Raw genomic sequence first — 24701 nt, forward strand, 5'->3', positions numbered from 1 at the left:
GGCTGCCGGGAGCTTACGGTTACGCGCTGTGGCTTGATATTTATACAATTATGCATAACTCAAATGATCGTCAAACCCGTTAAACTTGTCGGTATATGCACACAGAAACAGCCATTATTATTCTTGCTGCCGGGCGATCTTCGAGATTAGGCCAGCCAAAACAATTATTGCCATTTAAAGGCAAAAGTTTGCTTTTACATATAATACAAACGGCAAATAAGGTATCTGATAAAATTTACGTGATCCTCGGTGCGGATAGTACGCGAATTCTAACCGATATCAAAAGTTGTGGTGCCAAAATAGTATTTAATGAAGAATGGGAGGAGGGTATGGCTTCTTCGATCCGGTGCGGCCTGGCTGTTTTAAAGAGCGATTTGCCTGATTTAGAATCTGCTATTTTTATGGTATGCGATCAGCCTTTTGTTACCAGTGATTTGCTCGAAAGTTTGATAAAGGAGAAAGATTTGTCTGGAAAGAGTATTATTGCCAGCGCCTATTCAGAAATCGCAGGAACTCCGGTATTATTCGACGGAAGTATTTTTTCGGAGTTGATGGAACTGAAGGGAGATATTGGGGCAAGAAAAATCATTCAAAAAAGTACAGATCGCCTGGCGACCGTCAATTTTCCTTTGGGAAAAGTTGATATGGATACTGCCGAAGATTATAAAAAGTTGCTGGCTCAAAAAGACTTGATGTAATTAAAACCAATCATTATTACTCCTGCAATACTGATTTAAGTTTTTCGCTTTCCCCAACATTCAAAGTAAAAGATCTTGATGTAATTTTGTCTCCAAAAACAGAATCTGCCAACATTAATTTAATAACAAGATTGTCGCTTTTTAGCCACATTCCGCGATCTCCTGAATAATCGCCCTTTCGGAGAATTTCCTGAAAGTCATAAAACGGTTCCTGAAACGCAAATGAAATAACTGGTGCTTCGTGATTAAAATCTATCTTAACCGTGACCTTTTTCATTTCGTCCAATAGGTCATCCTTAAAATGCGTATTCTTTAGTATTATATCCAATGTTTTCTCGGACGGAATCAGCCGGGTATACTGGGAATAGTCTATAGACATTTGATATCTGGGATAAAAGTTGGGGAGATATTACCAATGAAATAATTGCTGAATTGGAATTTGTAACCGGGGTCAATTTAGGCACGGTTTTATTATTTACGGAAACATATCATCAAAAACTAAAAATCATGAAATCATCAGCAGAACATATTCAGATAAATAACTTTAACGGAAACGACGGGTTTGAACAATTTCAGGATAGCACGAACCCATTTATGCCGCAAGTGAAAATGGCAGACGCAACGACTTCTAATAAACCGGGAAAACGTCGCCGGATTCTTAAACCTTTGTATAGTGTAAGGCTTAGCTAACGATCCCTGGTCAAAGCCCATTTCGCTTTCTACCTATTCTCACTACCTTAAAAGGCATTATTGAAAAGTACCCGCATTTCGATTTGTTCGGTGTCGGGTACTTTTTATTTTACATTGGTCCGATTCCACAAACATTAGTACCTTCATCATCTGCCACAACTTTCCGGTTGCCAGTCGATCGTATGGAAAGAATTGTATCTTTTTCTGGCCGACTATGAATTACATCTTTCTTGTTGCGAAGTGAAGTTCCCATTTTTTTATTCAAAACTGCTTTAATTTCTGCAAGAACTGATAATGCAATTTCTTCCGAAGTCTCAGCCCCGATATCCAGACCAACCGGGCCATAAATCCTTGATTTTTGCTCTTCCGTAAGCGTAATGCCGTCCTCACCTAGTTCCAGAAACATTTTCTCCAATTTCTTTTTCGGTCCGAGGCTACCCATATAGACAGGATCTTCCGTTAAAACAAATTCCCTCAAAACAGCCAGATCGTAGTTGTAATTATGTGTCATCAAAACGAAAACTGTTTGCGAATCACACTCGATTTGGGAAACTAAATCGGCAGATTTTGAAACCAGAATTCTGTCGGCCATAGGAAAACGTTCCGCCGTCGCCTGATTTGCCCGACCGTCGGCCACTGTAATAGCCCAGCCTAAAAGCGAAGCCATACCTGCTAACGGAATTGCGTCATTTCCAGCTCCGACAATCACCAGCGATACGGGAGGTTTCAGGAATTCAATAAAGGCGGTAAGCTTTTGCTCATCGAAAGAATAAGTGTTAAAAACGGATTCTTGGTTTACAAATACGGTTTCGGCATCGTTAAGAAATGTGTCGACATACTTTGCAAATTCATCCGCTGAGAATATTGCAGATTGGTCATCAACCAACAGTATTCCTGTTCCTGGTTGATTTATCCGGTCGGTCATGGAAAATAATGTAACCAAAACCGAGTTAATTCTTTCTCTTGTCGCTTTGACCAACAACGCAATCGGGTTATTTTCTTTTTCCGAATCAATAGGTTCAAATAAAATATGAACAATGCCATTACAGCCTAACTGAACGCCAAACTTTGCATCATCATCATCCATCGTATCATAAGTCACGAGCTTATTACTTTGCTGGGAAATGGCTAGTAGTGCTTTTCGTAAGGCGTCTCCTTCAAGACAGCCACCACTGATTGCGCCGGTCAGCTGTCCGTCTTCGGTAACCAGCATCCGTGCTCCCGGCCTCCGATACGACGAACCCTCCACATGAACAACCGTCGCCAGCGCCATTCTTTTTCCCTCTCCAAGTGCCTGATGATAGGCCTTTATGATATCTGCAATTTCTTTCATTTATATACTGACAGCAGAAAGCTTAAAATTATTTCGGTGTTTTTCGACAATTTCTGCAAAAACCCTACAACTGTATTCAATTTCCGAAAGTGTCGTGAATCTTCCAAGACTGAATCGGAAAGAACTTAGTGCAAGCTCGCCGGGAACATTCATCGCCATTAAGACATGACTAGGTTTTGAAGTGACAGATGAACAAGCGGAACCTCTGGATAAGGCAATTTCCTTACCTATTTCCAAAAGCAAATTATCCCCGTTTATACCTTCAAAAGAGATATTGGTGATATGTGGCAACCGATTTTCTGCGGTCCCATTAATTCTGCTCCCCGTTATTGTCAACAATTTTTCTTCCAACTGATCCCGCAGTTGTGTTAAATTTTCTTTATTAAGATTTGCCATGCATAAGGCGCAGGCCTTTCCGAAACCCACAATACCAGGAACATTCAGTGTTCCACTCCGCATATTTTTCTCATGACCACCGCCATGAATCTGTGGAAAAATGATGACTTTCGGATTTTTCCTGCGCACATATAGAGCACCTACACCTTTGGGGCCGTATAATTTATGGCCGGTCACAGAAAGTAGGTCAACGCCTTCATTTTCAACGTTTACCGGTATTTTTCCTACGGCCTGAGTCGCATCGGTAAAAAAAAGAACACCATGTTTTTTGGCTATTGCGCTGATTTTCTCGATGGGTTGAACGACGCCCGTTTCATTATTAGCATATAAAACCGAAATAAGAATTGTTTTATCTGTGATGGCATTTTCGAGGTTTTGCAGATTGATCAACCCGGTTTCATCGACGGGAAGATACGTGACCTGGCCACCATTTCTTCCAATCCATTCGCAGGAATCAAGGACTGCGCGATGTTCCGTAACGCAGGTAATGATATGGTTTCCTTTGCCGGCATGACTTTCAAAAGTCCCTTTGATTGCCAGATTTATAGCCTCAGTAGCACCGGAAGTGAAAACAATTTCGGTTGGATGGGCCCCGATAAGATCTGCAACCTGTTCGCGTGCGATGTCAACAGCCTCTTCCGCAGCCCAGCCGTATACATGCGAACGGCTGGACGCATTACCGAAATTTTCCAGAAAGTAGGGGAGCATAGCTTCCAGAACTTTTGGATCCATAGGCGTCGTCGCGCTATTATCCAGGTATACGGGTCTTTTCAAAATTTAAAACTTTAACTGCTAGTAGTAACGAATCAATCAAAAACTTCATTCCTGAATTTTAAGTAATCCTAAAAACAATTAAAAATAGATGGTTGAACGCGTTCTTCGGTTGGTGATGCGACACCCTTTTCCGGGTGACAATATTTTGTTTACTTTTATCAGTAAACTAAGAAAATACAAAATAATGAAAAAGAAATTTATATTCCTGGGTTTGGTGATCAGCTTATGCAGTGCCGTTTTCAAAGTCGCTGAATTCCCGGAAGCCAAGATAACCAACGGTATCATTAAGGCTAAATTATATTTGCCAGACGTAACCAATGGCTATTATCAGGGAACACGATTTGACTGGGGCGGCGTGATTCCAAGCCTCGAATATAAAGGACATACTTATTTCGGAAAATGGTTTGATAACTATGATCCAAAACTCCACGACGCGATCAGTGGCCCGGTAGAGGAATTTACACCGCTTGACTATAAAGAAGCACAACCAGGATCAGAGTTTGTAAAAATAGGTGTCGGGATTTTGAAAAAGGCGGACGAAGAACCTTATTCATTTGCACGGAATTATGAAATTGTTGATAACGGCAGATGGACAGTGAAAAGGAAAAATGATGTGGTCGAATTTAAGCAGGAACTGGCAGATAAGGCAGGTTACGCTTACATATACCTTAAAACGGTCAGGCTGACGAAGGGAAAACCTGAACTCGTGTTAGAGCACATTCTTAAAAATGTTGGTAAAAAAGCGATTTCTACCAGTGTTTACAACCATAATTTTTTCATGATCGATAACGAACCAACCGGGCCCGGAATTAAAACAACATTCTCATTTGACGCGGCTGCTGAGGGCAAAGGATTTGGTACCATTGTGAATGTTCATAACAAATCGTTGCTTTATACCCGGCCCCTGGAAAAAAAAGAGAATGTCTTTTCGGCAGGAATACAGGGACTAACCCAGTCACCAAGAGATTACGATATAAAAATCGAAAATATAAAAACGGGAGCCGGCGTCAGAATTACAAGTGATCAGCCGATTGAAAAACTTGTATATTGGGCTTGTTCATCAACCGCTTGCCCGGAGCCTTATATCAAGTTAAACGTAGAACCGGGGAAAGAGATCAGATGGCGGATTAATTATGAATTTTTTGAAAATAAGAAAAAATAAGCAGATTGTATGGTTTTTTATCCAAATTGAAGACGGAAAGTTGTAAAGGCAGAATAGCCTCATGGTGTCGGCATTATTAGTTTAAATTATAAAAGAAGTATATGAGTCAAATTTCATTTTCGCAGGAATTATTTAAAAAAGCACCAATCGTTGGTATCATCAGAAACCTTTCGCTGGAAGATTTAAAACAGATATTGCCGATATACCGCGAGGCTGGGTTAACTACGATTGAAATAACAATGAATACGCCCGGTGCGGAGGAGATGATCAGGTATGCGTTGGAAAATGAAAGTGAGGGCCTGAACATTGGTGCAGGGACAGTTTGCACGAAAGAAGATTTGAACAATGCGCTTGATGCTGGCGCACAGTTTATTGTAACGCCGGTGATCAGTAAAAAGATAATCAAACGTTGCGTGAAAGCAGGAGTGCCCGTTTTTCCGGGTGGTTTTACACCTACGGAGTTATATAGTGCCTGGACGTACGGTGCCACGATGGTTAAGATATATCCGGCAACTTCGCTCGGTCCTGACTATATCAAAGATCTGAAAGCACCATTAAATCACTTAAAAGTGCTTCCGACGGGTGGTATTAATCTTGAAAATATGGATCAGTTTTTGAAAGCAGGAGCCGACGGGCTGGGGATTGGTAGCCAGCTTTTTGATAAGAAGATGATACAGGAAAAAGATTGGCCCGCATTGAAAGCCTACTTTGAAAAGTTTGTAGAAAAACTTAAAGTTTTTACACAGGCCTGAGTTATTCGATTTCCAGCAGTTTTATTTATGCAATTTTAGATAGATTTTGTCACGCTTCGGCAGTTCTTAAAGCCTTCGATTCTTTTCTGTATTTATCAAGATTTATCAAAACGACGCTCCCTAAAATTACTACGAGACCGATGACCTGGATGGAGGATATTGTTTCCTTGGCAAAAAATATTCCAAGTAAAACCGCAATCACGGGATTTACATAAGCATAGGTACTCACTTTTGTGGAAGGCTGAACTTTAAGCAACCACACGTATGCGCTGTATGCCGCAATTGATCCAAAAAATATCAGGTAAACGATCGAAAACCAGGCGCTGGTAGGTATATTATACCAGTCAATTAACGCAAACTCTCCCTGAATCAGGCTGCCAGGAATGAACGCAACACCGGCAATCAGCATTTGCCAGGAGGTATTCACCATCGATGAACCGCCAGTTGTATTGTATTTCGAATACAGCGAACCGCCTGCCCAGGAAATTGTTCCGACGACGAGCATGGATAATCCGATCAACTCGGAACCGTTTTGAATAGACGAGAAAGCGGCAATGAGATGTTCACTGAACAACAGTATGACTCCTGCAAAGCCAATCAATAGCCCTATGATCGTCGATCTGTTTTTCAGATTTTCCTTCCATTTTGGTTTATCCAGCAAGATAAACCAGATAGGAGAGGAGGAGATCATGATCGCGACCATCGCGCTTGGAAGCGTTTGTTCAACCCAGAACACGACACCATTTCCAACGAAAAGCAAAAGCAAACCAGTGACTGCCGCCGTCTTGATACTAGGGAAATCGAATATTTTTTCACCTTTGATTACGCACCAGCCCATCATCAGCAAACCTGCGGCAATAAATCTGAGAACACCAATTATAAACGGAGGGAATCCGTGAAGGGCTTTCTGAATAAAAAAATAAGTGGATCCCCAAACGATATAAACCGTTGCGAAAGCCAGTACCACCATGGCGGTCGAGGCACTTTTGTTTTGGTTAGATTCCATGGTTATTATTTTTCAGGTATTACCAATTGTTGTTGCTCTTTCACAGTCTCCAACACGATGGTTGTTCTGGTAGACAAGATATTAGGGATTTTACTGAATGAATTTCGCATAAGATCCATCAGCGTTGAAGAATCTGCCGTCCGCACTTTTATCAGATAACAATCCTCTCCGGCGATATGGTGAACCTCCTGCACTTCCGGAATTTTTGCTAATTCCACCGCCGCATTATTGCTTCCAAGCCCATCTGCTGCTTTCATAGAAATAAAAGCCAGCAATTTTTGCTGCAAAGCGACTGGATTCAGCCTGGTTGTGTATTGCAGGATTACACTTTTTTGCTCCAATTTTTTCACCCGCTCCAAAACTGCCGAGGGAGCCATTTCCAGCTCACGTGCCAAATCGGCATTGGAGATGCGCGCATTTTCCTGCATCAGCCGAAGAATGCTTAAATCCACTTTGTCTAATATGATGTCTGATCCGTTCATTGTTCTGTAAAACTATTAAAATTCAGAATTATATTCAAAAAATATTGGATAAATATTTATTAAGTTCGATTATAGGCGCTTTCTTTTGTATCTTTTAATTATTTGAACTCTGGAATTTTCTTGGGGTAACCATCGTTTCTATTGTAGTTTCCTAATGATTTTAATTACAAGTTGCCCATCAATCTCATGGCTGGTATTTTCAATGAAGAAGTAAAAATGAATACAAAAGTCTCTGCATCGACCACATATCAGGCTGCACAGTCGGTGGCAAAGACGGTTGAGGAGCATTTTCTTTACCATCATGAATCTGCAAAACAACACAGTATAGATGATTTTGCGCCCAGGCCAAGCGCAGAAGTAATTGAGGCCATTATTGATACCACTTTCTGGGCAAGTCTGCGCAGGGAAGAAGGGCACTCTCCTTCTGTTTCGCTGGCTTTTCTTCCTCCTGAAAGTTCGGGGCAACCTTTGATTTTTGAACAACGACTTAATTTTTCGCCTGCTATCCTGACCAAACTTGCGCCAGCAGTTGAGCGTTCAGGTATACATTTAGGTATCTGGATTGAAAATGGCGAGCTTTATATCTGGGGAACTACACGTATTATCCCCAATTTATGTTTTGTACTGGAAGTGATCGAGCCGGGCATGCTGGTGATCAAACACCGCCGGATTGATGGTTTTGGAAAGTTTGTGAATGTGGCCGTTCTTAAAGGCGACCAGATAAAAATTGTGGATGATATAAGCGGAAAGATTCCGGATTGTCCGAATCTGGTTACTTCGCTGATCGGATTTAATTCATCGTCGCTCTGGAATGATTCGCTGAATGTAATGGTGCAGCTGGCCGTTTCGATGCGCGACCATAAACGTGGCGGAACTTTGCTCGTTGTTCCGTCCGGGAAAGAAACCTGGCGCGACTCGATCATTCATCCGATATCTTATTCTGTTACGCCGACTTTTACGGAACTTGCTGATCTTTATAAAAAACATGAAACGGAATCGGAACAACCGGTTTGGTTGAATAAAATTACCAGTGCAGTAAATCACATCGCCGGTTTAACTGCTGTCGATGGTGCTACCATCATCAATGACCGCTTCGAATTACTTGCTTTTGGTGTGAAAATCGGTCGCTCAGCGTTTTCGTCCCGGGTTGATAAAATTATGGTCACAGAACCTATTGTCGGAAATGTAGCGTCTGTCGTTCACCCGGTTCAAAATGGTGGAACGCGGCATTTGTCTGCTGCGCAATTTGTTTATGATCAGAGAGATAGTCTGTCATTGGTTGCTTCACAAGATGGACGTTTTACGATTTTTTCTTGGTCGCCATGTGATAATATTGTTCAGTCGCACCGGGTTGATACTTTGCTGTTTTGATACTTTTCGATAGTTTTTTGTAACCCGGTTTTTTACCCGTCGGACGGTGAAAAAACCGTCCGACGGTGGCTCGAAAATTATTATTTCTTTTTGATAGTTTTGGACTTATATTAAAGTGCGTGATCTCGGTTCATTCAGTCTTTCGTATAGCTGCTTCCGTGTTGGCTGCACGTTTTTCCTTCGAAGGATATTTTTCTCAAAATATTTAAAGAATTTTAAAGTAATCTAGAAAATCATCCGTCTTCCTGAAAAAATTGGGAAATGCTTAGCCAGGGAATGACAACAGACACCGGAAATACAATTGGGGATACGATCAAAGAATACGGGAAACGTCTCTTTGGTTTTATCCGCAATAAGGTGCGTTCGGAAGAAGATGCTGAGGATATTTTGCAGGATGTATGGTTTCAGCTAAGCAATGTGATCAACATTGATGAAATTGATCAGATGAGTGGCTGGCTACATCAGGTTGCAAGAAATAAAATCATTGATAAATATCGAAAAAAGACACCCGAGCTAATCGAAGACTTTAACTACGAAGACGACGATGACGGTTTTAATATGGGTGAAATTCTTCTTGCAGACAATTATACGCCTGAAACTGAATTTATAAGAGAGGCTTTTTGGAAGGAGTTGTTTCTGGCTTTGGAAGAATTGCCGGAAAATCAGCGTCAGGTATTTGTGTGGAATGAACTGGAAGACCTTACTTTGCAGGATATAGCAAACCGCACAAATGAAAATTTGAAAACGATTATATCGCGGAAAGGGTATGCTGTGAAGCATCTGCGTAAGCGGATGAAACGATTATATGATGAATTTTTTAATTAAAGAAATAGAAAAATGTACAACGGTCCCAAGGATTTCCGAAAAAACAAGGCCAAATTTTTGCTGATTGTTCCACTTATCATTTGTCTTGTGAGTGGTATTGTGATGCTCCTGTGGAACGCAATCCTGCCTGAATTGCTCGGTGTAAATTACATCACATTTTGGCAGGCTGCCGGATTATTAGTGCTTTGTAAAATTCTTTTTGGTGGTTTTGGTTTTGCCAAGCGTCACGACGGTCCGGGTATGAACTTTCGGGAAAAGTGGCAGAAAAGCGCCGAAGAAAGGGAAAAGTTTAAGGAAGAGTGGAAAAAGCGCTGCGCGCAATGGGGAGATAAAGAATAGCAGCAGATAGGGCGCCGGGAATTTGTTAAATAAATTACACGTCAGTTTATTTGTATTGAACTCAAAAATAATTGATCGTTAATGAAAGGTAATCCCTATACAGGATTACCTTTTTGCATTTTCGTCATCTTTTGCCTTTCGTATAATTATCAAACTAATTCGATTTTTCAGTCGAATATTATTTGAAACTATATTGATAATTGTGCAATTTTCGAAATATTATGACGAATTTTGAGATGTCCCAAAAGTAATGTTGCGCCGGTTTTGAGAAAATAGTAATGTTTGGAAATAAAGGATTGCCAGAATCTAATCAGGAAAGGTAAGCTCAACGATGGACTACTTAAAGAAGGAATTTTACAGTTTAATTAGCAGACGCGAAGATATCTTTGATTTTATTCAGCAATTTGGTCTGGATGGATTCTGGTATTGGGATTTAGAAAATCCGGATAATCAATGGGCTAATCCGAAGCTATGGAGCAGCCTGGGTTATACAGCACAAGATCTCCCACTTTTCAAGAATAGTTTACAAAACATTGTTTATCAATCGGATATTGAGAATCTGACAGAAATAGCTTTGTTGTTTTGCGATACCCCGGGAGCAGTATTTAAAAAAGTCATCCGATTCGTACACAAAAATCAGTTTACGGTTTGGATGCGTTGTCATTTCATCTGCATTTGTAATGAACAGGCTGAGCCGATCCGTTTTGTCTGTGCAGTGAATGTCGTTACCAACGATTATGACAAGGATCTTGAAATTCGTGAGGAGACGCGTTTTCATCAACTGGTACTGAATAATCAATCCATATATATCACCCGGATAAACTGGGAGGGAAACTATACCTATGTAAACGAATACTTTTGCAAAGCCTTTGGAGTGACCCAAGAAGAAATACTTGGTACCAGTTCGGTAGCGACAATTGTAGCAGAAGATCGTCAAAAATGTTTTGATGTTGGTCGATTGTGCTTTGAAAATCCCGGCGAACCGCACAAGATTATACTTCACAAATATACCAAAGATGGTAAAATCCAGGCTAGCGAGTGGGAGTTTACAGGTATTCTTGACGAACAGGGAAATGTCAGCGAGATACTGAGTGTCGGTTTTGACGTGACAGGAAAAGTCAAAATGGAAAGGGATTTCTCGGCCCTGGTCTCCAATATGACTGATGTTCTCTTTATAATCAATCCTGAGGGAATATTCACTTATGCCTCTCCGAGCTGGACAAAATTATATGGTCATGAAGTTTGTGAAACGATCGGTCGCAGTTTTACAGACTTTGTGCATTCGGATGATATTGAGCGTTGCTTTGCTGCTTTGAGAGCTACCGTTGAACAAGGGAATTCCGTACCGCAGGTAGAGCATCGGATTCGACATAAAGACGGGAGTTGGTTTTGGAGTAATACCAGAGCTAACCTTGATCCCAGGAATGGTGAGATTGTTTTAACAAGCCATGATATTACCCAAAGGAAAATTGACGAAGAAAAGCTGAGGGAGTTGGCCCTGGTGGCTTCCAAAACTACTGAAATGATAATAATTTCAGACGCCAACGGGATTATTACCTGGGTCAATGAGGCATTTGAAAACCGTTCAGAATACAAGTTGGCAGAAGTTGTAGGGAAAAAACCTTCGGAGCTGGTTCAGGGGCCGGAAACTGATAAAGAGACAAGGGCAAGAATGAGTAGAGCAATTCGAGAAAAACTGCCGGTGCACGAGTCGATACTAAACTACAGTAAATCAGGAATCAAGTACTGGATCGATTTAAACCTGAACCCTGTCATTGATGACCACGGAAAGTGTACAAACTTTATTGCCGTCATGAGCGATATTACCGTTTTCAAAGAGGCTCACGAGGAATTAAGCCGTACGAAGGAGTTATTGGAACAAACGAGTAAGGTCGCAAAAATAGGAGCCTGGGAATATGAAGTGGAAAAAAATCTGGTTACCTGGTCTGCGCTGACTAAAGAGATTTTTCAGGTTGGGCAGGATTTCGTGCCGACGATTGATAACTGGTTTAGTTTTTATAAAGATGAATCGATAAGGACCAAGGTCCTTGCAGCGTTTCAGGACTGTGTCGTAAACGGAACGCCGGTCCACATTGATGCAACGATAACCATAACAAATCAGGAAGAGATCTGGATACGGATCATTGCAAAAGCAGATTTTGAAAACGGTAGAACAAGTCGTGTGATGGGTATTATCCAACACATTGATGAATTGAAAAAGGCAGAGAAATTAAGTCAAAAAAATATCATATTGCTTCGCAAATTGTCGGCGCAGATTCCGGGGACGTTATTTCAATTTCAGGTTTTTCCGGATGGTTTGATGACCTTTCCTTACGTATCGAAAGAGTCTTTAACTTCATACCATCTGGCAAATGGGTTGACTGTGCAGGATAGAACAGATCTTTTTCATGGTGTGCATCCGGACGATGTTGAATTATTTAGCAATTCTATCGCGCATTCACGTGACACGCTTGAAAAATGGAGCTTGGATTATCGTGTTATTGACAACGCCGGTGAGGTTCATTGGCTAAATGGGGAAGCTGTACCGGAACAATTGGATGATAGCCTGTTATGGCACGGTTATTTGCAGGATATTACTGATCGCAAACTAGCGGAGCAGGAGATTTTAAATGCTCGCCAACAAGCAGAGACAGCTAGTAAATCCAAGTCCGAATTCCTGACCAATATGAGTCACGAAATCAGAACGCCGTTAAATGGTGTCATTGGTTTTACAGATCTTCTGATGAAAACGGATCTTGATGAAACTCAACATCAATATCTTTCGATGGTTTTTCAATCGGCGAATTCGCTTTTGGATATCATCAATGATATTCTGGATTTTTCAAAAATTGAAGCTGGGAAATTGGAATTATCCATTGAAAGGACGGATTTGCTTGAAATTTGTGGACAGGTAACGGACATGGTAACATATCAGGCACATCAAAAAAACCTGGAAGTGTTACTAAATATTTCATCTGACGTTCCTCGTTTTGTCTGGGTAGATCCTGTGCGTTTGCGGCAAATTTTGATTAACCTGCTGGGCAACGCTGTCAAATTTACAGAAGGTGGAGAAATTGAGCTGAAAGTTGAAGTAGTCGATGAGAAGGAACATGGAAATACAACTTTTTGTTTTTCCGTGCGCGATACCGGGATCGGAATTAATGAGAAAAACCTGCTCAAAATATTTGAGGCTTTTGCACAGGAAGACGCTTCGACAACGAAAAGGTTTGGCGGTACAGGTCTCGGTTTGCCCATCTCGAACAAGCTTTTGGCACTAATGGATAGTCAGTTGCAGTTGGAGAGTAAGCTGGGAGAGGGGAGTAAATTCTTTTTTGAAGTTACTTTTAAATCTTATCAAAGCGCATTGCTCGACTGGTCAAATATTGAATCGGTAAATAACGTTCTTATTGTTGACGACAATAAGACAAATGGTGTCATTCTTAGAGATATGCTGGCAAATCGCCAAATTGAATCACAAATTGCCAGCAGTGGTGCAGAAGCGATTGTCAAACTGAACTCAGGACATAAATTTGATGTCGTGCTTATAGATTGCCATTTGTCGGATATGGACGGGATCGCAGTTATCAGGCAGATAAGATCAAGCCATGACCCGGCTATCCGAAGTCAGCATATCATTTTAATGTATGGGTCGACTGACGATGAGCATATTAGTGCTGTAAGCAAGGAGCTTGACATCACATACCAGCTCGTAAAGCCAATTAAAATTCAGAAACTTTTTAACGCCCTTCAAAAATTGGATAATAGTGAAAAGCCGGAGTTGCTTCCGGTAGTAAAAGCAAAAATTACTGAAATTCCGGAATTGGATCGTGGAGAAATTACGATTCTGGTTGCGGAAGATAACAAGATCAATATGATCCTGGTTAAAACATTTTTGACAAAGATTATATCGGAAGTCAGGGTTATAGAGGCGTTAAATGGAAAAGAAGCGGTGTCGATGTTCATGAAGGAGCAGCCGGATCTTGTTTTAATGGATGTACAAATGCCGGAGATGAATGGTTATGAGGCGTCGGTAGAAATAAGGAAGTACGAAACTAATGAAAAGCGAACCCCGATCATTGCGCTGACCGCCGGGACGCTTAAAGGAGAGCGTGAGCGTTGTGTGGAAGCCGGGATGGATGATTATCTGACAAAGCCGGTTTTGAAAGAAACGCTTCAGGCGACTTTGGATAAATGGCTTGTCAAGCAAATTTAAAGTATTGGACCAAGGGACATTCGCATTAAACGAATGTCCTGGTTCCTGCATAATTCTCCCGGAATTCTTTTGGTGTGCAACCGTTTTTGTTTTTGAAAATCCTGTTAAAATACGAAAGATTATTAAAGCCGGATTTGTAAGCAATCTCGGAAATCGTGTTGGTAGTATCAATCAACGATCTTGAAGTGTGCCCAAGTCTGATTTCGTTCAAGCTTTCGATAAAAGTTTTGCCGGTTCTTTTTTTGATAAATCTGCTGAACGAAACTTCGGTCATTCCTGCCAGCTTAGCGACGCCTTCGAGCGTAATTTCCTTGTCGTAATTGTCACGCATGTAAGCAAAAACTTTCTCAATCCTTCTGCTGTTGAAGTTGATATTTTCATCCGTAAATGTACTGTTTGACAATATGCGCATGTTCCTCGAGATCGATAGATCATGCAAAATTGACATCAGTTCTAATATAGAATCAAACCCGCTTTTCTGATTCAAGGATTTCAACCGGGGCATAATTCGCTCAATTGTGTCCTTTGAAAAAGAAATTCCTTTGACTGCCTTCTCCATCAGCGAGCGAATAAAAAACAATTGATTTCGACGAAGCAGTTTGTCATCAAACAAATCACGGTGAAATTGTAACGTGATTTCTTCAATTTCCGGCATGCCTTCTTCCCACTTATACTGATGCGTAAACCAGCCATGCGGCAGATTATTTCCCACCAGCACAAGCTCAGCGTCTTCAATCACTTCAGTATGATCCCCGACAATCCTTTTTACTCCTTTCCCTCCCATGATTAAATTGAGCTCAAACTCATTGTGATTATGAAGAGGAAAGTCAAATGTCTTCTTTTTTCTCGAAAATACGGTAAAGCAATCGTATTGTGTCAAAGGCGTAATTTCCCGGTAAACTTCGATCATATTGATGGCAGAAAATAGAATTTTAATCAAATATACTGATTGATGATCAATAATAGTATTATAAATTAACAATTGAAATATGACTAGTATTTATTCGATTATCTAAATTAAAAGCTACTAGTTGCAATAATTTACTTGTTATCTTCAATTGTAACTTAGAATAGACATGTTCATTCGTGCTTATTCATTTAGACATTGTTAAAATAGTATTACAATTGGGTATAGTATTGTACATAATTTTGTGTGAAACACCGGGGTCGATTTCGTTTGTATTTTTCAACAGTGATTCTCAGATTCTCAAATTTTTTCGACTGCAATATTTACAGTTTTTATAACCTACTATTAATGAGAAAATTATTTTTGTTTACGTTAGTTTCTCTCGGAGTCAGCCAATTCGGTATCGCGCAGATTGATGAGAAAGCGACGAAAGAGACGAGAGCCTTGTACCAAAATCTGGGAGAATTATCCAAAACAAATATTCTCTTCGGGCATCAGCATGCAACAGAGTATGGACATGGTTGGTTTGGTGATGCAGATCGCTCTGACGTGAAGTCTGTCACCGGCTCACATCCGGCCGTTATTGGTATTGACCTAAGTGGATTATCTGGGCGGCCGGTGCAAGAAATTCAAAAAACCAGCGAGGCACTCCGGAAGAATGTCGTCGACACCTATAACAGGGGAGGTATCACAACCGTTGCCTGGCACTTTTCAAATCCGGCATCAGGCGGAGGTTTTTATTGGAAGGACTCCATTTCCGTTCGCGCAATAGCGCTTATAAAACCCGGCGGATCTCACCACGAAAAGTATAGAGAAATTTTGAAAACCGTTGCTGATTTTGCTAAATCGGCGAAAGGGAAAAACGGTGAGGCTGTTCCGATGTTATTTCGCCCATATCACGAATTCGACGGCGACTGGTTCTGGTGGGGAAAAGGGCATTGTTCCCGCGAAGATTTTATTTCTGTATGGCAGTTTACAGTTTCTTATTTGAGAGATACTTTGGGCGTTCATAATTTTATCTACGTATTCTCGCCGGACTGCAAATTCAATTCTGAGGAGGAATTTTTAGAAAGATATCCCGGTGATCAATTTGTTGATATGGTCGGTATGGACAACTATGCTGACTTCGGCAGAGATGGAAAGTACAATTTGAAAGCTGGTATACAGAAGTTAAAGATTATATCGGATTATGCAAAAAAAGCGAACAAACTCGCTGCATTTACAGAAACAGGGTTGGAGACAATTCCTGACAAAAACTGGTGGACCGAGTCACTTTTAAAATCTTTGAAAGCTGAGAAAATAAATCTTTCTTACGTTCTCGTTTGGAGGAATGATACCAAAAGTCCAACACATTATTACGCGCCGTTCCCCGGCCAGATAAGTGTTCCTGATTTTATGAATTTTTATAACGATCCGTACACATTATTTGAAAAGGATCTCAAAAATATTTATCGTTAATTTTTTTTAATCGCTGACCTAATTGTTGAATTTTTCTTGTTTGCAAATGTTATCAGGCATATCACTGCAATGAAAATTGTATATTGCAACCTCGATGCAAATAAGATTAAAATATGGAATCAAAATCGCCGATTAATGTATATCTGATAACCGGATTTCTTGGTGCCGGAAAAACAACGTTATTAAATCATATTTTGAAAAGTCTGGAAAACACCAGAAATGTGGTTATTGAAAATGAGTTTGGTAAGGCGTCTATTGATGGCAACCTGATAACAAAACAATATAGTCAGCTTTACGAATTGAGTAATGGCTGCATCTGTTGCTCTCTGGATGAAGAATTATATGATGTTTTGAACGTCCTGGCTTTCAATGAACAACGTCCGGACAATCTTTTTATAGAAACGACCGGTGTTGCAGATGCCGGAACGGTCGCGGAAATTTTTAAAAGAGAAGATGTTGGAAAAGTTTTCAAACTGAGAAAAGTGATCTGCGTTACAGATGCAGAAACGGTAGAAGATTATATCAACGAAACCGAAGAAACTATTCGGCAGATCGTAATTTCGGATTTGATTATCATTAATAAAACAAATTTTGTGTCTCCAGAATATGTTACGAAACTGGAAAGTTTAATGTCGTCTTTAAATCCATTTGCAGAAATTATTTTATCATCAGATGGTAAAGTTTCGCTCGATGCGCTTGAAGGAAAGAGACATGAAAGGACGGAAAATATAGGAGAAATCAATACAAATTTTACGCATACCAACGTTCATAAAATCAAAACGGTGACGTATAAGACAGAAAATGTTTTCTATCGGGACTATCTGATGCACACGCTGAATGTTTCACTGATGTTACATTACAAACAGATTTACAGGATCAAGGGCTTTGTTAAGTTCGAGGGAAGTAATGAAAAGGTGCTGGTGCAATCGACCGGAAAGCGACTTACTTTTGAAAACTACGGGACGTGGGAAGATGAAGATCCGGTCTCAGAATTGGTATTCATCGGTGTCGGGCTGGAAACAGCTGCGATACAAAGAATTCTTCGTCCTGCGATTAAAAAAGTAACAAATGAAAAGTTAAAATCGATGCGGCTTGCCATTACTAAGGGAAGTATCTGATCTTCCCGCGAATACATGAAAAACAATCCTCCTGTCTTTTTTTTAAATTGTTAAATCGGATTAGTGCAAATTCGTGTATTCGTGGCAGGTTTTCACTAAATTAGCTTTGAAACTCACTAAGCTATTTAATTGTGAAAACAACCGCCTTTTCCCTCAACTGGCCTAACCTGAATATGGCCAAAAAACACAATTCCTACGTACTTATTGTTCTGTTAATTATCGTCCTTTCGACTTCGCAAAATCTGTTTGCGCAAAAAGGGAAAGTGAACGAAGATTCGCTCTACATCCGGGAGCATTATACCAAAATCGAACGGATGATTCCTATGCGGGACGGTGTAAAACTGTTCACTGCAATTTATGTCCCGAAGGATATCTCATCTTCAAAAAAGTATCCGATTCTATTAAACAGAACACCTTACAGTTCTGCTCCGTATGGAGAAAGTTTGTTTAAAACTTCACTGGGGCCATCAATGCATTTCGCCCGTGACGGTTATATTGTTGCTTATCAGGACGTTAGGGGGAAATATATGTCGGAAGGATACTTTGAAGCCTATCGTCCTTTTATTCCAAACAAAAAAAGTAAAACTGATATTGATGAAAGTTCGGATACTTTCGACACAATTGACTGGCTTTTAAAAAATATTCCGGACAATAACGGAAAAGTTGGAAGCTGGGGAATTTCGGCACCCGGATATTATGCGACGATGACGGCTGTGGATGCGCATCCGGCGTTGAAAGTGGCTTCACCACAGGCTCCGGTAACGGACTGGTTTTTGGGCGACGACCGTCATCACAATGGTGCTTTCTTCCTGATGGGCACATTTTCTTTTATCTCCTCCTACGGCGCACCTAGGCCGGTTCCAACGCCGAAAGGAACGCCGGCTTTTGCAAATTATGGCACACCAGACTCCTATGAATTTTATAAAAAGCTGGGTCCGCTGAAAAATGTGAATGAGAAAATTTTCAAAAATGAAAACCGGATATGGAACCAGTTGATGGAGCACGAAGTTTATGATGAATTTTGGCAGTCGCGTACGCCTGTTCCGCATTTGAAAAACATAAAACCTGCTGTTATGGTGGTGGGTGGATGGTTTGATCAGGAGGATTTGTATGGACCTTTGAAAACATATCAAGGCATAGAAACCAACAAACCAAAGTCTCCTAATTTGTTGGTTATGGGTCCCTGGATTCATGGAGGCTGGGCGAGAGGAACTGGCGAGTCGTTGGGGAATATTCGTTTCGGATCCAAAACGAGTTCTTTTTATCAGTCAGAAATCGAGCTTCCTTATTTTAATCAATTTCTAAAAGACAAATCTGATCCCAATCTTCCAAAGGCTTATATCTTTGAAACCGGTTCCAATGAGTGGAAAAAATACGATCAATGGCCACCGAAAAATACGGTTGAAAAAAAGTTGTATTTTCATCCAAACGGCAAACTCTCCTTCGAGCCAGCAGTTGCAAATGCTGCTTCGGCATTCGATGAATATACGAGCGATCCGGCCAAACCGGTTCCTTATACATCTGAGATAAGGATCATTCGTGGCAGCGACTATATGTATGAAGATCAGCGCTTTGCTGCTACAAGACCAGATGTTTTGGTTTATGAATCAGATATTTTGAAAGAAGAGGTTACGATCTCTGGTAATGTTTTTGCTGACCTCTTCGTATCCACAACCGGAACAGATGCAGACTTTGTTGTTAAATTGATTGACGTTTACCCAGGTGATGCGCCAAACGACAGTCCGGTTAATCCATCAATGAAAATGGGTGGTTTTCAGCTTTTGATCCGTGGAGAAGTAATGCGGGCCAAGTTCCGAAACAGTTTTTCAAAACCGGAGGCAATGGTACCCAATAAAGTCGAGCATGTAAAATTTGACATGCAGGATGCTGCGCATCGTTTTAAAAAGGGGCACAAGATCATGATCCAGATTCAAAGTTCCTGGTTTCCATTGGTTGACCGCAACCCGCAAAAATTTGTGAATATTTACAAGGCAACTGAAGCAGATTTTCAGTCGGCAAAACATAGAATTTATACTTCCGGCTCCAACGCTTCGTATGTTGGTGTCAGGGTTTTGGAATAGAATAATTTCTTCTAAAAAAGACATATCCGCTGTCAGGTATATCCCTGATAGCGGATTTTTTTTTAATTCATTTTATTAAATTTCGTCATGCGTCAGTTTATTCAATTAATCAATCAAACGAATCAAATCTTGCTCTGCATCAGTCAATTCCTTTAATTCACCTTTGTCGATAACATTTCCGGCGGGGTCATTGAAATTTTTGAATTCCTCACTCACGTCAGGATTTTCACGGTTGTCAGATGCAAATTCTGCTTTTAGATCAATGTCTGTTTTGTCAAACTCCACCTCTTGTCGTTTGGCCATAATCTTTTCCCGTAGCACCTTTATCTCCCGTTCTTTTTGATTTTCCATTTCTGTATTTTGTTTCGTAATGCTACAATTTCTTTAAAAAACCAGGCCAGTTCTACCTGTTTAACAGTTCGATTATAAAAGACGGACGATCAAAGTATTGTGAAAATTCGGTTTCAAAGGACTATCAACTTGATATAAATCCTATCGTTATGATAGTGATAAAATTCAGGGGATGTGAGTGTTTAGTTTGTAAGTATTTACAAATCAAATGGTTATTATTTATGTTGCTTGAAAGGAATAAGAATGATACAGTTATTGTCAGGATTTAATTTTATTGATTATGATCACACAATTTCAGGTTATCGGTTTGTTGAAATAAGAGCTACCCAAGATGAATGGAAAGGATCACTTTTCAGAAATTCCGAGGGCATTTTCATCTATCCACGCTTCAATTTATTGTCTGTCTGATTTTACAAGAAGGAATCTGGAATCAAAACATTTCATCACGGCTAGGAAATGTTTCGTGCTTGCAGAAAGGATTTATGTTGAAGGTGATATTATGGTGCAGCTTTTGATCGAGCAGGTTTTTATCGAATCATTAATTTTGTCAAAAACGATCAAACGGAAAAATCATCTGGAAACACTTATTCCGCCAGTTCTTCAAAAAATCTATCTTAAACACCAGGAGCAAATACCTCCCAGCCATATTTAAAGATCATCAGGGTGACGACGACCAGGAAAATTATTCTGACGAAATCATTCCCTTTTAGAAGGGCAAGTTTGCTCCCGATTATATTTCCGGCGATATTCATAACTGCCATGATCAGGGCGAGTTCGAGCATATAATTTCCCTGGCGAATGAAAACGATCAGAGCGGAAATGTTGGTGATACAATTGACTATTTTTGCATAAGCAGAGGCTTGTACAAACTCAAAACCAAGTACCAAAACGAAAGCCAGCACAAAAAAGCTACCAGTTCCGGGACCGAAGAAACCGTCATAAAAACCGATAGCCAGCCCGATCAGACCGCCATAAATAAGTTGTTTGAGGGAAGAAAGTTCTTTTGTTTTGACCGAGCCGAGATCTTTCTTGAAAAAAGTGTAAATCGCTATTACTATCAATACGAAGAGAATAAGCGGTTTTAACACATTTACATTAATCAAACTGACAATTCGGGCACCTGTAAACGAGGAGATAAAACAGCACAAAGAAATGACAATAAGCAGCCTGAAATCGAAGACGATTTTTCTGGCGTAGTTGAAAGCTGCCACCGAAGTTCCAGCCAGCGCTGCGATTTTGTTGGTACCAAAAATCGTTGCGACCGGAGCATTTGGAAAGGCGATCAGCAAAGCGGGAATTTGAATCAAACCGCCGCCGCCAACTACCGCGTCTATGAATCCGGCAATAAAGGCAAGGGCAGCGAGTATAAATAACGTGGTACTGGTGTAATCGGCGAAATATTCAGAAAACATTGATACTTTTAGATCGATAGGAGTGTTTACGAAACTAATACGCTACTATCGAAGAAAAAAGCCTTGGATGAGATTATATATTAAAATGTTACAACATATTTAAAGGAGGATCACTTTGTGTGGTTCAGGGAAGCTTTCCATGGGTGCTTCCGGATATTCCAGCGAGATACGCTTCCCGGATTTCTCAGCCTCTTCCAGAAGTTGAAATATCTTTTCTTCGCCTTCAATTTTTAAGGCCTGATACAAGAGATTCCCGTATTGGAATTCATTGGAGCCAAAACCGTTCACTTGTGCAGCGAATTGGTATTGATCGAATAATTGTTTTCCTGTCATGGCTATTTGATGTTTTGGAGTGTTTCTTTTCCTGAACAACAGATGTAATTAACAAATCAAAGGTTGCATGATAATTATTTATACGAAATAAAATTATGAGCAACGGTAAATTTTGATCTGTCTTATACAGATGCTGCTCCCATTCAGAGGATTCCATTGGACTAAATGAGAAAATTTCACAGATTCAGTGAACCCGGTTATGTGCCAGACTGTTCCTTAGAAAATCCGCCGGGCACCCGGTTAATATTCCGGAATTAAGTTTATGGTTCAAAAAATTATACACAACTACAAAGTTTCATTCAGCGGACTCAGCAAAGAGACATGGTTACTAAGTTTGGTAATTCTCATCAACCGATGTGGTTATATGGCTGTGCCGTTCATGAGCATGTACATCACCCAGAGTATGCACCGGAGCATATCGGATGCTGGTCTGGTGATCACGCTATTTGGCGTTGGGTCGGTGTTAGGTGCAATGGCCGGTGGATACCTGACAGATAAAATTGGTTTTCATACGGTTCAGGTCGTTAGTTTGATGACCAGCGGATTATTATTTGTTTTGTTTGGTCACATTGATGATTTTAACGGCTTGTGCGTTCTGACCGTTGGGCTGAGTTTTTTCGTTGAAGGTTTCAAACCTGCTAATAATACGGCTGTCGCTTCCTATTCCGCTCCTGAAAACCTGACACGTTCTTATGCTTTGAACCGGCTGGCGCAAAATGTTGGTTTCGGGTTTGGTACTTCCGTAGGCGGGATTCTGGCTGCCATTGATTATCATTTGTTATTCTGGGTTGACGGGGTAGTTTACTCACTTGCCGGTCTGCTAATCCTGTTTCTCCTGCCTAAGGGACGAAAATTACCGGAGAAATCAGAGGACGACAATGCGGATATGCTGGCCTTATCGCCCTGGAAGGATCCGTTTTTCACCCGATTCATATTTTTGGTGACGGTCTATATGATCAGTTTTGTTTTACTGTTCAGACTGGTTCCTGTTTATTGGAAAGAACAACTGAACATCGGTGAGTCAACGATCGGAATTCTTTTAGGTATGAACGGAGTGATCATCGCGCTCTTCGAGATGGTGCTTATCCAAAATCTGGCAGGTCGGAAACCAGAGAGCTTTTACATTGTCGCGGGCGTTTTTTTTACGGCGATAGCCTATGTTTTTCTGGTGCTTCCCGGTGTTAGCCCACTGATCATTGCTGCGGCCACGGTCTTGTTTTTTACAACCGGCGAAATGTTGACTTTGCCCTACATCAGCACGATGATTATGAGCAGGGCCACTGAGATGAACCGTGGGAAATATTCCGCGGCCTACTCTTTGTCATGGGCTGTCGCTCAGATTATTGGCCCGGCAGGAGGAGGATATATTGCGGCGCATTGGGGTTATAACATGCTCTGGATGGTTCTGGTTGGATTTTGTGTGGTCACTGCAATTGGTTTCAGGTTTTTATTTCAGAAACAGATGCGCTTGGGCTGACCTTTATTTCAGCTCCGTGGTTATAAATTCCAGAATTCCGTCTCCTGTGTTTTCAAGGTCATGGATCGCGCTCCCATTTGCAAGTATATTTTGAAAAGAAGTCTGGTTTTTAGTAAAAGTAAAACTTACTGTACTGCCATCTTCCTGATGAGAAATACCTCTACCATCCTGTAAAACAACCCAGAAATAATCGTAGTTGTGGCGGTGATAATGTATTCTTTCACCCGGTTGCAGTCCGATGTGCCAGACTTTTACTTTCTCATTTTCAAAAAGTAACGTGTCGCCCACATTTTGATTCTTATTATTCCGGATGAGCTCTTCATGCAAACCTTCTGGCGATAGTGGCGATCTGGACATGGTATTGCGCGGTTAAGTTATGTAGCGTTAATCATTATCTTATTTGAAAAGTGAGAAATATTTCAAAATTACTCTTATGAGATGAAACATTTATCTCTTCATTTATTTCGTATTTCCAGGCAACCAATGTAACGTGGCAGACGTATGTTGTATGACGACAGATTTAAATAACATAAAATAATCTAATCACCTTGTTCGCTTCGTAAATACTTTATAAACTAGGGAAATAGTTCTATCAGGTATTTAAAATTGTATGTTAATCGACAGAAATACTTTAAAATTGCTGAGAATTCCGTTCTCATTTTTCCTGATGCCCTTGTTTTTATTTGCTCTTAGTCAGGCAGAAACAATATCCATAACCAAAGCCATCATATCTTTTTTAATAATTCATTTGCTCATTTATCCTGCAAGCAATGGTTATAACAGTTATATCGATCGTGACGAGGATAGTATTGGCGGCATCGAAAAGCCTCCGATGCCGACAGAGAAACTTTTTTATGTTACCATTTTTCTTGATAGTCTGTCACTTATCCTGGCGTCACTTTTCGTCAGTTTTTTGTTTGCTTTTTGCCTCGCTCTCTACATAGCCGCTTCCAGAGCTTATAGTTCAAAACAAATCCGGCTTAAAAAATATGCTGTTCCCGGATTTCTGGTCGTTTCCATTTTTCAAGGCGCATTCACGTATTACATGTCGATTGTGGGAATTACGGGAAAAGGATTGCCTTTAGACTTGCCAACACTCTTTGTTTTATTAGGCTGCTCATTTCAAATTGCAGGAGCATATCCTTTGACACAGATTTATCAGCATAAGCAGGATTTGCAAGACGGTGTTGTCACGCTTAGTTATAAGTTAGGGTACCGCGGGACGTTTGTTTTTACAGCCATCATGTTCGCCTTTTGTAACGGAATTTACTACTTATACTTTAAACAGAACGATTCTGGAACGGTTTTTTTTATTATTCAGATGTTCTTCCTGCCGATCATAATTTATTTTTGTTATTGGTTCTATCTGGTCAGCAAGAACATTACAAATGCGAATTTTAAAAATACCATGCGCATGAACTGGATCGCTGCAATTTGTATGAACAGTTGTTTTTTAGTACTCATCATTATCAAATATTTCCTTTGAGTTATATCACCGCTATTGAAACCGCAGTTCCCGAAAA

General features: G+C 40.5%; 24 protein-coding genes. 14 read left to right on the forward strand and 10 right to left on the reverse strand.

Going from position 1 to position 24701, the window contains the following annotated elements:
* Positions 1–95: 95 nt before the first annotated feature.
* The gene (locus AC1XUO_RS21935; protein ID WP_483331925.1) at positions 96–698 is read left to right on the forward strand and encodes a nucleotidyltransferase family protein; all 603 of its coding nucleotides are present in this window, start codon (positions 96–98) and stop codon (positions 696–698) included.
* Between the two features lie 16 nt (positions 699–714).
* On the opposite strand, the gene AC1XUO_RS21940 is transcribed toward AC1XUO_RS21935, so the two are convergent.
* Positions 715–1077 carry a hypothetical protein gene (locus AC1XUO_RS21940; RefSeq protein WP_483331926.1) on the reverse strand — a complete coding sequence of 121 codons (363 nt, stop codon included), beginning with the start codon at positions 1075–1077 and terminating at the stop codon, positions 715–717.
* Between the two features lie 128 nt (positions 1078–1205).
* Between AC1XUO_RS21940 and AC1XUO_RS21945 the strand changes: the two genes are divergently transcribed.
* The gene (locus AC1XUO_RS21945; RefSeq protein ID WP_483331927.1) at positions 1206–1388 is read left to right on the forward strand and encodes a hypothetical protein; all 183 of its coding nucleotides are present in this window, start codon (positions 1206–1208) and stop codon (positions 1386–1388) included.
* Positions 1389–1497: 109 nt separating this feature from the next.
* Here AC1XUO_RS21945 and AC1XUO_RS21950 read toward each other — a convergent pair whose 3' ends face one another.
* The gene (locus tag AC1XUO_RS21950) at positions 1498–2721 is read right to left on the reverse strand and encodes an XdhC family protein (RefSeq protein WP_483331928.1); all 1224 of its coding nucleotides are present in this window, start codon (positions 2719–2721) and stop codon (positions 1498–1500) included.
* Positions 2722–3891, reverse strand: coding sequence for a cysteine desulfurase family protein (locus AC1XUO_RS21955; protein WP_483331929.1), 1170 nt, complete (start codon positions 3889–3891; stop codon positions 2722–2724).
* Between the two features lie 184 nt (positions 3892–4075).
* Between AC1XUO_RS21955 and AC1XUO_RS21960 the strand changes: the two genes are divergently transcribed.
* Positions 4076–5053 carry a hypothetical protein gene (locus tag AC1XUO_RS21960; RefSeq protein WP_483331930.1) on the forward strand — a complete coding sequence of 326 codons (978 nt, stop codon included), beginning with the start codon at positions 4076–4078 and terminating at the stop codon, positions 5051–5053.
* A 101-nt stretch (positions 5054–5154) separates the two neighbouring features.
* Complete coding sequence (locus tag AC1XUO_RS21965) at positions 5155–5805, forward strand: bifunctional 4-hydroxy-2-oxoglutarate aldolase/2-dehydro-3-deoxy-phosphogluconate aldolase (RefSeq protein WP_483331931.1); 651 nt, start codon at positions 5155–5157, stop codon at positions 5803–5805.
* A gap of 49 nt (positions 5806–5854) precedes the next feature.
* Here AC1XUO_RS21965 and AC1XUO_RS21970 read toward each other — a convergent pair whose 3' ends face one another.
* Together AC1XUO_RS21970 and AC1XUO_RS21975 are read right to left on the reverse strand one after the other, a co-directional pair.
* Entirely contained in the window at positions 5855–6811 is a 957-nt protein-coding gene (locus tag AC1XUO_RS21970; RefSeq protein ID WP_483331933.1) for an EamA family transporter, read from the reverse strand.
* A gap of 5 nt (positions 6812–6816) precedes the next feature.
* Positions 6817–7293 carry an Lrp/AsnC family transcriptional regulator gene (locus AC1XUO_RS21975; RefSeq protein WP_483331934.1) on the reverse strand — a complete coding sequence of 159 codons (477 nt, stop codon included), beginning with the start codon at positions 7291–7293 and terminating at the stop codon, positions 6817–6819.
* A gap of 186 nt (positions 7294–7479) precedes the next feature.
* On the opposite strand from AC1XUO_RS21975, the gene AC1XUO_RS21980 reads away from it, so the two are divergent.
* The 4 genes from AC1XUO_RS21980 to AC1XUO_RS21995 all read left to right on the forward strand — a co-directional run bounded on the left by AC1XUO_RS21980 (position 7480) and on the right by AC1XUO_RS21995 (position 14041).
* Positions 7480–8664 (forward strand): putative sensor domain DACNV-containing protein, encoded by a 1185-nt coding sequence (locus AC1XUO_RS21980; protein WP_483331935.1) that lies wholly within the window; start codon positions 7480–7482, stop codon positions 8662–8664.
* 276 nt (positions 8665–8940) lie between these two features.
* Complete coding sequence (locus AC1XUO_RS21985; RefSeq protein WP_483331936.1) at positions 8941–9489, forward strand: RNA polymerase sigma factor; 549 nt, start codon at positions 8941–8943, stop codon at positions 9487–9489.
* Positions 9490–9501: 12 nt separating this feature from the next.
* On the forward strand, positions 9502–9828 hold the full coding sequence (locus AC1XUO_RS21990) for a hypothetical protein (RefSeq protein WP_483331937.1): 327 nt from the start codon (positions 9502–9504) through the stop codon (positions 9826–9828).
* 331 nt (positions 9829–10159) lie between these two features.
* Positions 10160–14041 (forward strand): PAS domain S-box protein, encoded by a 3882-nt coding sequence (locus tag AC1XUO_RS21995; protein WP_483331939.1) that lies wholly within the window; start codon positions 10160–10162, stop codon positions 14039–14041.
* Between the two features lie 25 nt (positions 14042–14066).
* Here the strand turns inward: AC1XUO_RS21995 and AC1XUO_RS22000 are convergent, their stop codons facing one another.
* Positions 14067–14951, reverse strand: a complete 885-nt coding sequence (locus AC1XUO_RS22000) for an AraC family transcriptional regulator (RefSeq protein WP_483331940.1) — start codon at positions 14949–14951, stop codon at positions 14067–14069.
* Positions 14952–15296: 345 nt separating this feature from the next.
* Between AC1XUO_RS22000 and AC1XUO_RS22005 the strand changes: the two genes are divergently transcribed.
* The 3 genes from AC1XUO_RS22005 to AC1XUO_RS22015 all read left to right on the forward strand — a co-directional run bounded on the left by AC1XUO_RS22005 (position 15297) and on the right by AC1XUO_RS22015 (position 19605).
* The gene (locus tag AC1XUO_RS22005) at positions 15297–16406 is read left to right on the forward strand and encodes a glycoside hydrolase family 26 protein (RefSeq protein WP_483331941.1); all 1110 of its coding nucleotides are present in this window, start codon (positions 15297–15299) and stop codon (positions 16404–16406) included.
* 113 nt (positions 16407–16519) lie between these two features.
* Positions 16520–17524, forward strand: coding sequence for a CobW family GTP-binding protein (locus AC1XUO_RS22010; protein WP_483331942.1), 1005 nt, complete (start codon positions 16520–16522; stop codon positions 17522–17524).
* A 131-nt stretch (positions 17525–17655) separates the two neighbouring features.
* A complete protein-coding gene (locus AC1XUO_RS22015) occupies positions 17656–19605 on the forward strand; it encodes a CocE/NonD family hydrolase (RefSeq protein WP_483331943.1) in 1950 nt (649 codons plus the stop codon).
* Between the two features lie 105 nt (positions 19606–19710).
* Here AC1XUO_RS22015 and AC1XUO_RS22020 read toward each other — a convergent pair whose 3' ends face one another.
* Complete coding sequence (locus tag AC1XUO_RS22020; protein ID WP_483331944.1) at positions 19711–19956, reverse strand: hypothetical protein; 246 nt, start codon at positions 19954–19956, stop codon at positions 19711–19713.
* 331 nt (positions 19957–20287) lie between these two features.
* Here AC1XUO_RS22020 and AC1XUO_RS22025 point away from each other — a divergent pair, with 331 nt between their 5' ends.
* Positions 20288–20608 carry a DUF7674 family protein gene (locus tag AC1XUO_RS22025; protein ID WP_483331945.1) on the forward strand — a complete coding sequence of 107 codons (321 nt, stop codon included), beginning with the start codon at positions 20288–20290 and terminating at the stop codon, positions 20606–20608.
* Here AC1XUO_RS22025 and AC1XUO_RS22030 read toward each other — a convergent pair.
* Both AC1XUO_RS22030 and AC1XUO_RS22035 read right to left on the reverse strand, forming a co-directional pair.
* Positions 20571–21368, reverse strand: a complete 798-nt coding sequence (locus tag AC1XUO_RS22030; RefSeq protein WP_483331946.1) for a sulfite exporter TauE/SafE family protein — start codon at positions 21366–21368, stop codon at positions 20571–20573. The genes AC1XUO_RS22025 and AC1XUO_RS22030 overlap by 38 nt on opposite strands.
* Before the next feature lie 99 nt (positions 21369–21467).
* On the reverse strand, positions 21468–21701 hold the full coding sequence (locus tag AC1XUO_RS22035; RefSeq protein WP_483331947.1) for a hypothetical protein: 234 nt from the start codon (positions 21699–21701) through the stop codon (positions 21468–21470).
* A gap of 262 nt (positions 21702–21963) precedes the next feature.
* Here AC1XUO_RS22035 and AC1XUO_RS22040 point away from each other — a divergent pair, with 262 nt between their 5' ends.
* Positions 21964–23178, forward strand: a complete 1215-nt coding sequence (locus AC1XUO_RS22040; RefSeq protein WP_483331948.1) for an MFS transporter — start codon at positions 21964–21966, stop codon at positions 23176–23178.
* A gap of 3 nt (positions 23179–23181) precedes the next feature.
* Here AC1XUO_RS22040 and AC1XUO_RS22045 read toward each other — a convergent pair whose 3' ends face one another.
* Positions 23182–23535: a cupin domain-containing protein gene (locus AC1XUO_RS22045; protein ID WP_483331949.1), complete on the reverse strand. Its 354-nt coding sequence runs from the start codon at positions 23533–23535 to the stop codon at positions 23182–23184.
* A 253-nt stretch (positions 23536–23788) separates the two neighbouring features.
* Here AC1XUO_RS22045 and AC1XUO_RS22050 point away from each other — a divergent pair, with 253 nt between their 5' ends.
* Positions 23789–24664 carry a UbiA family prenyltransferase gene (locus AC1XUO_RS22050; protein WP_483331951.1) on the forward strand — a complete coding sequence of 292 codons (876 nt, stop codon included), beginning with the start codon at positions 23789–23791 and terminating at the stop codon, positions 24662–24664.
* The last annotated feature ends 37 nt before the right edge of the window (positions 24665–24701 follow it).

Source organism: Dyadobacter sp. HNCC25DJ186 (genome assembly GCF_056895235.1).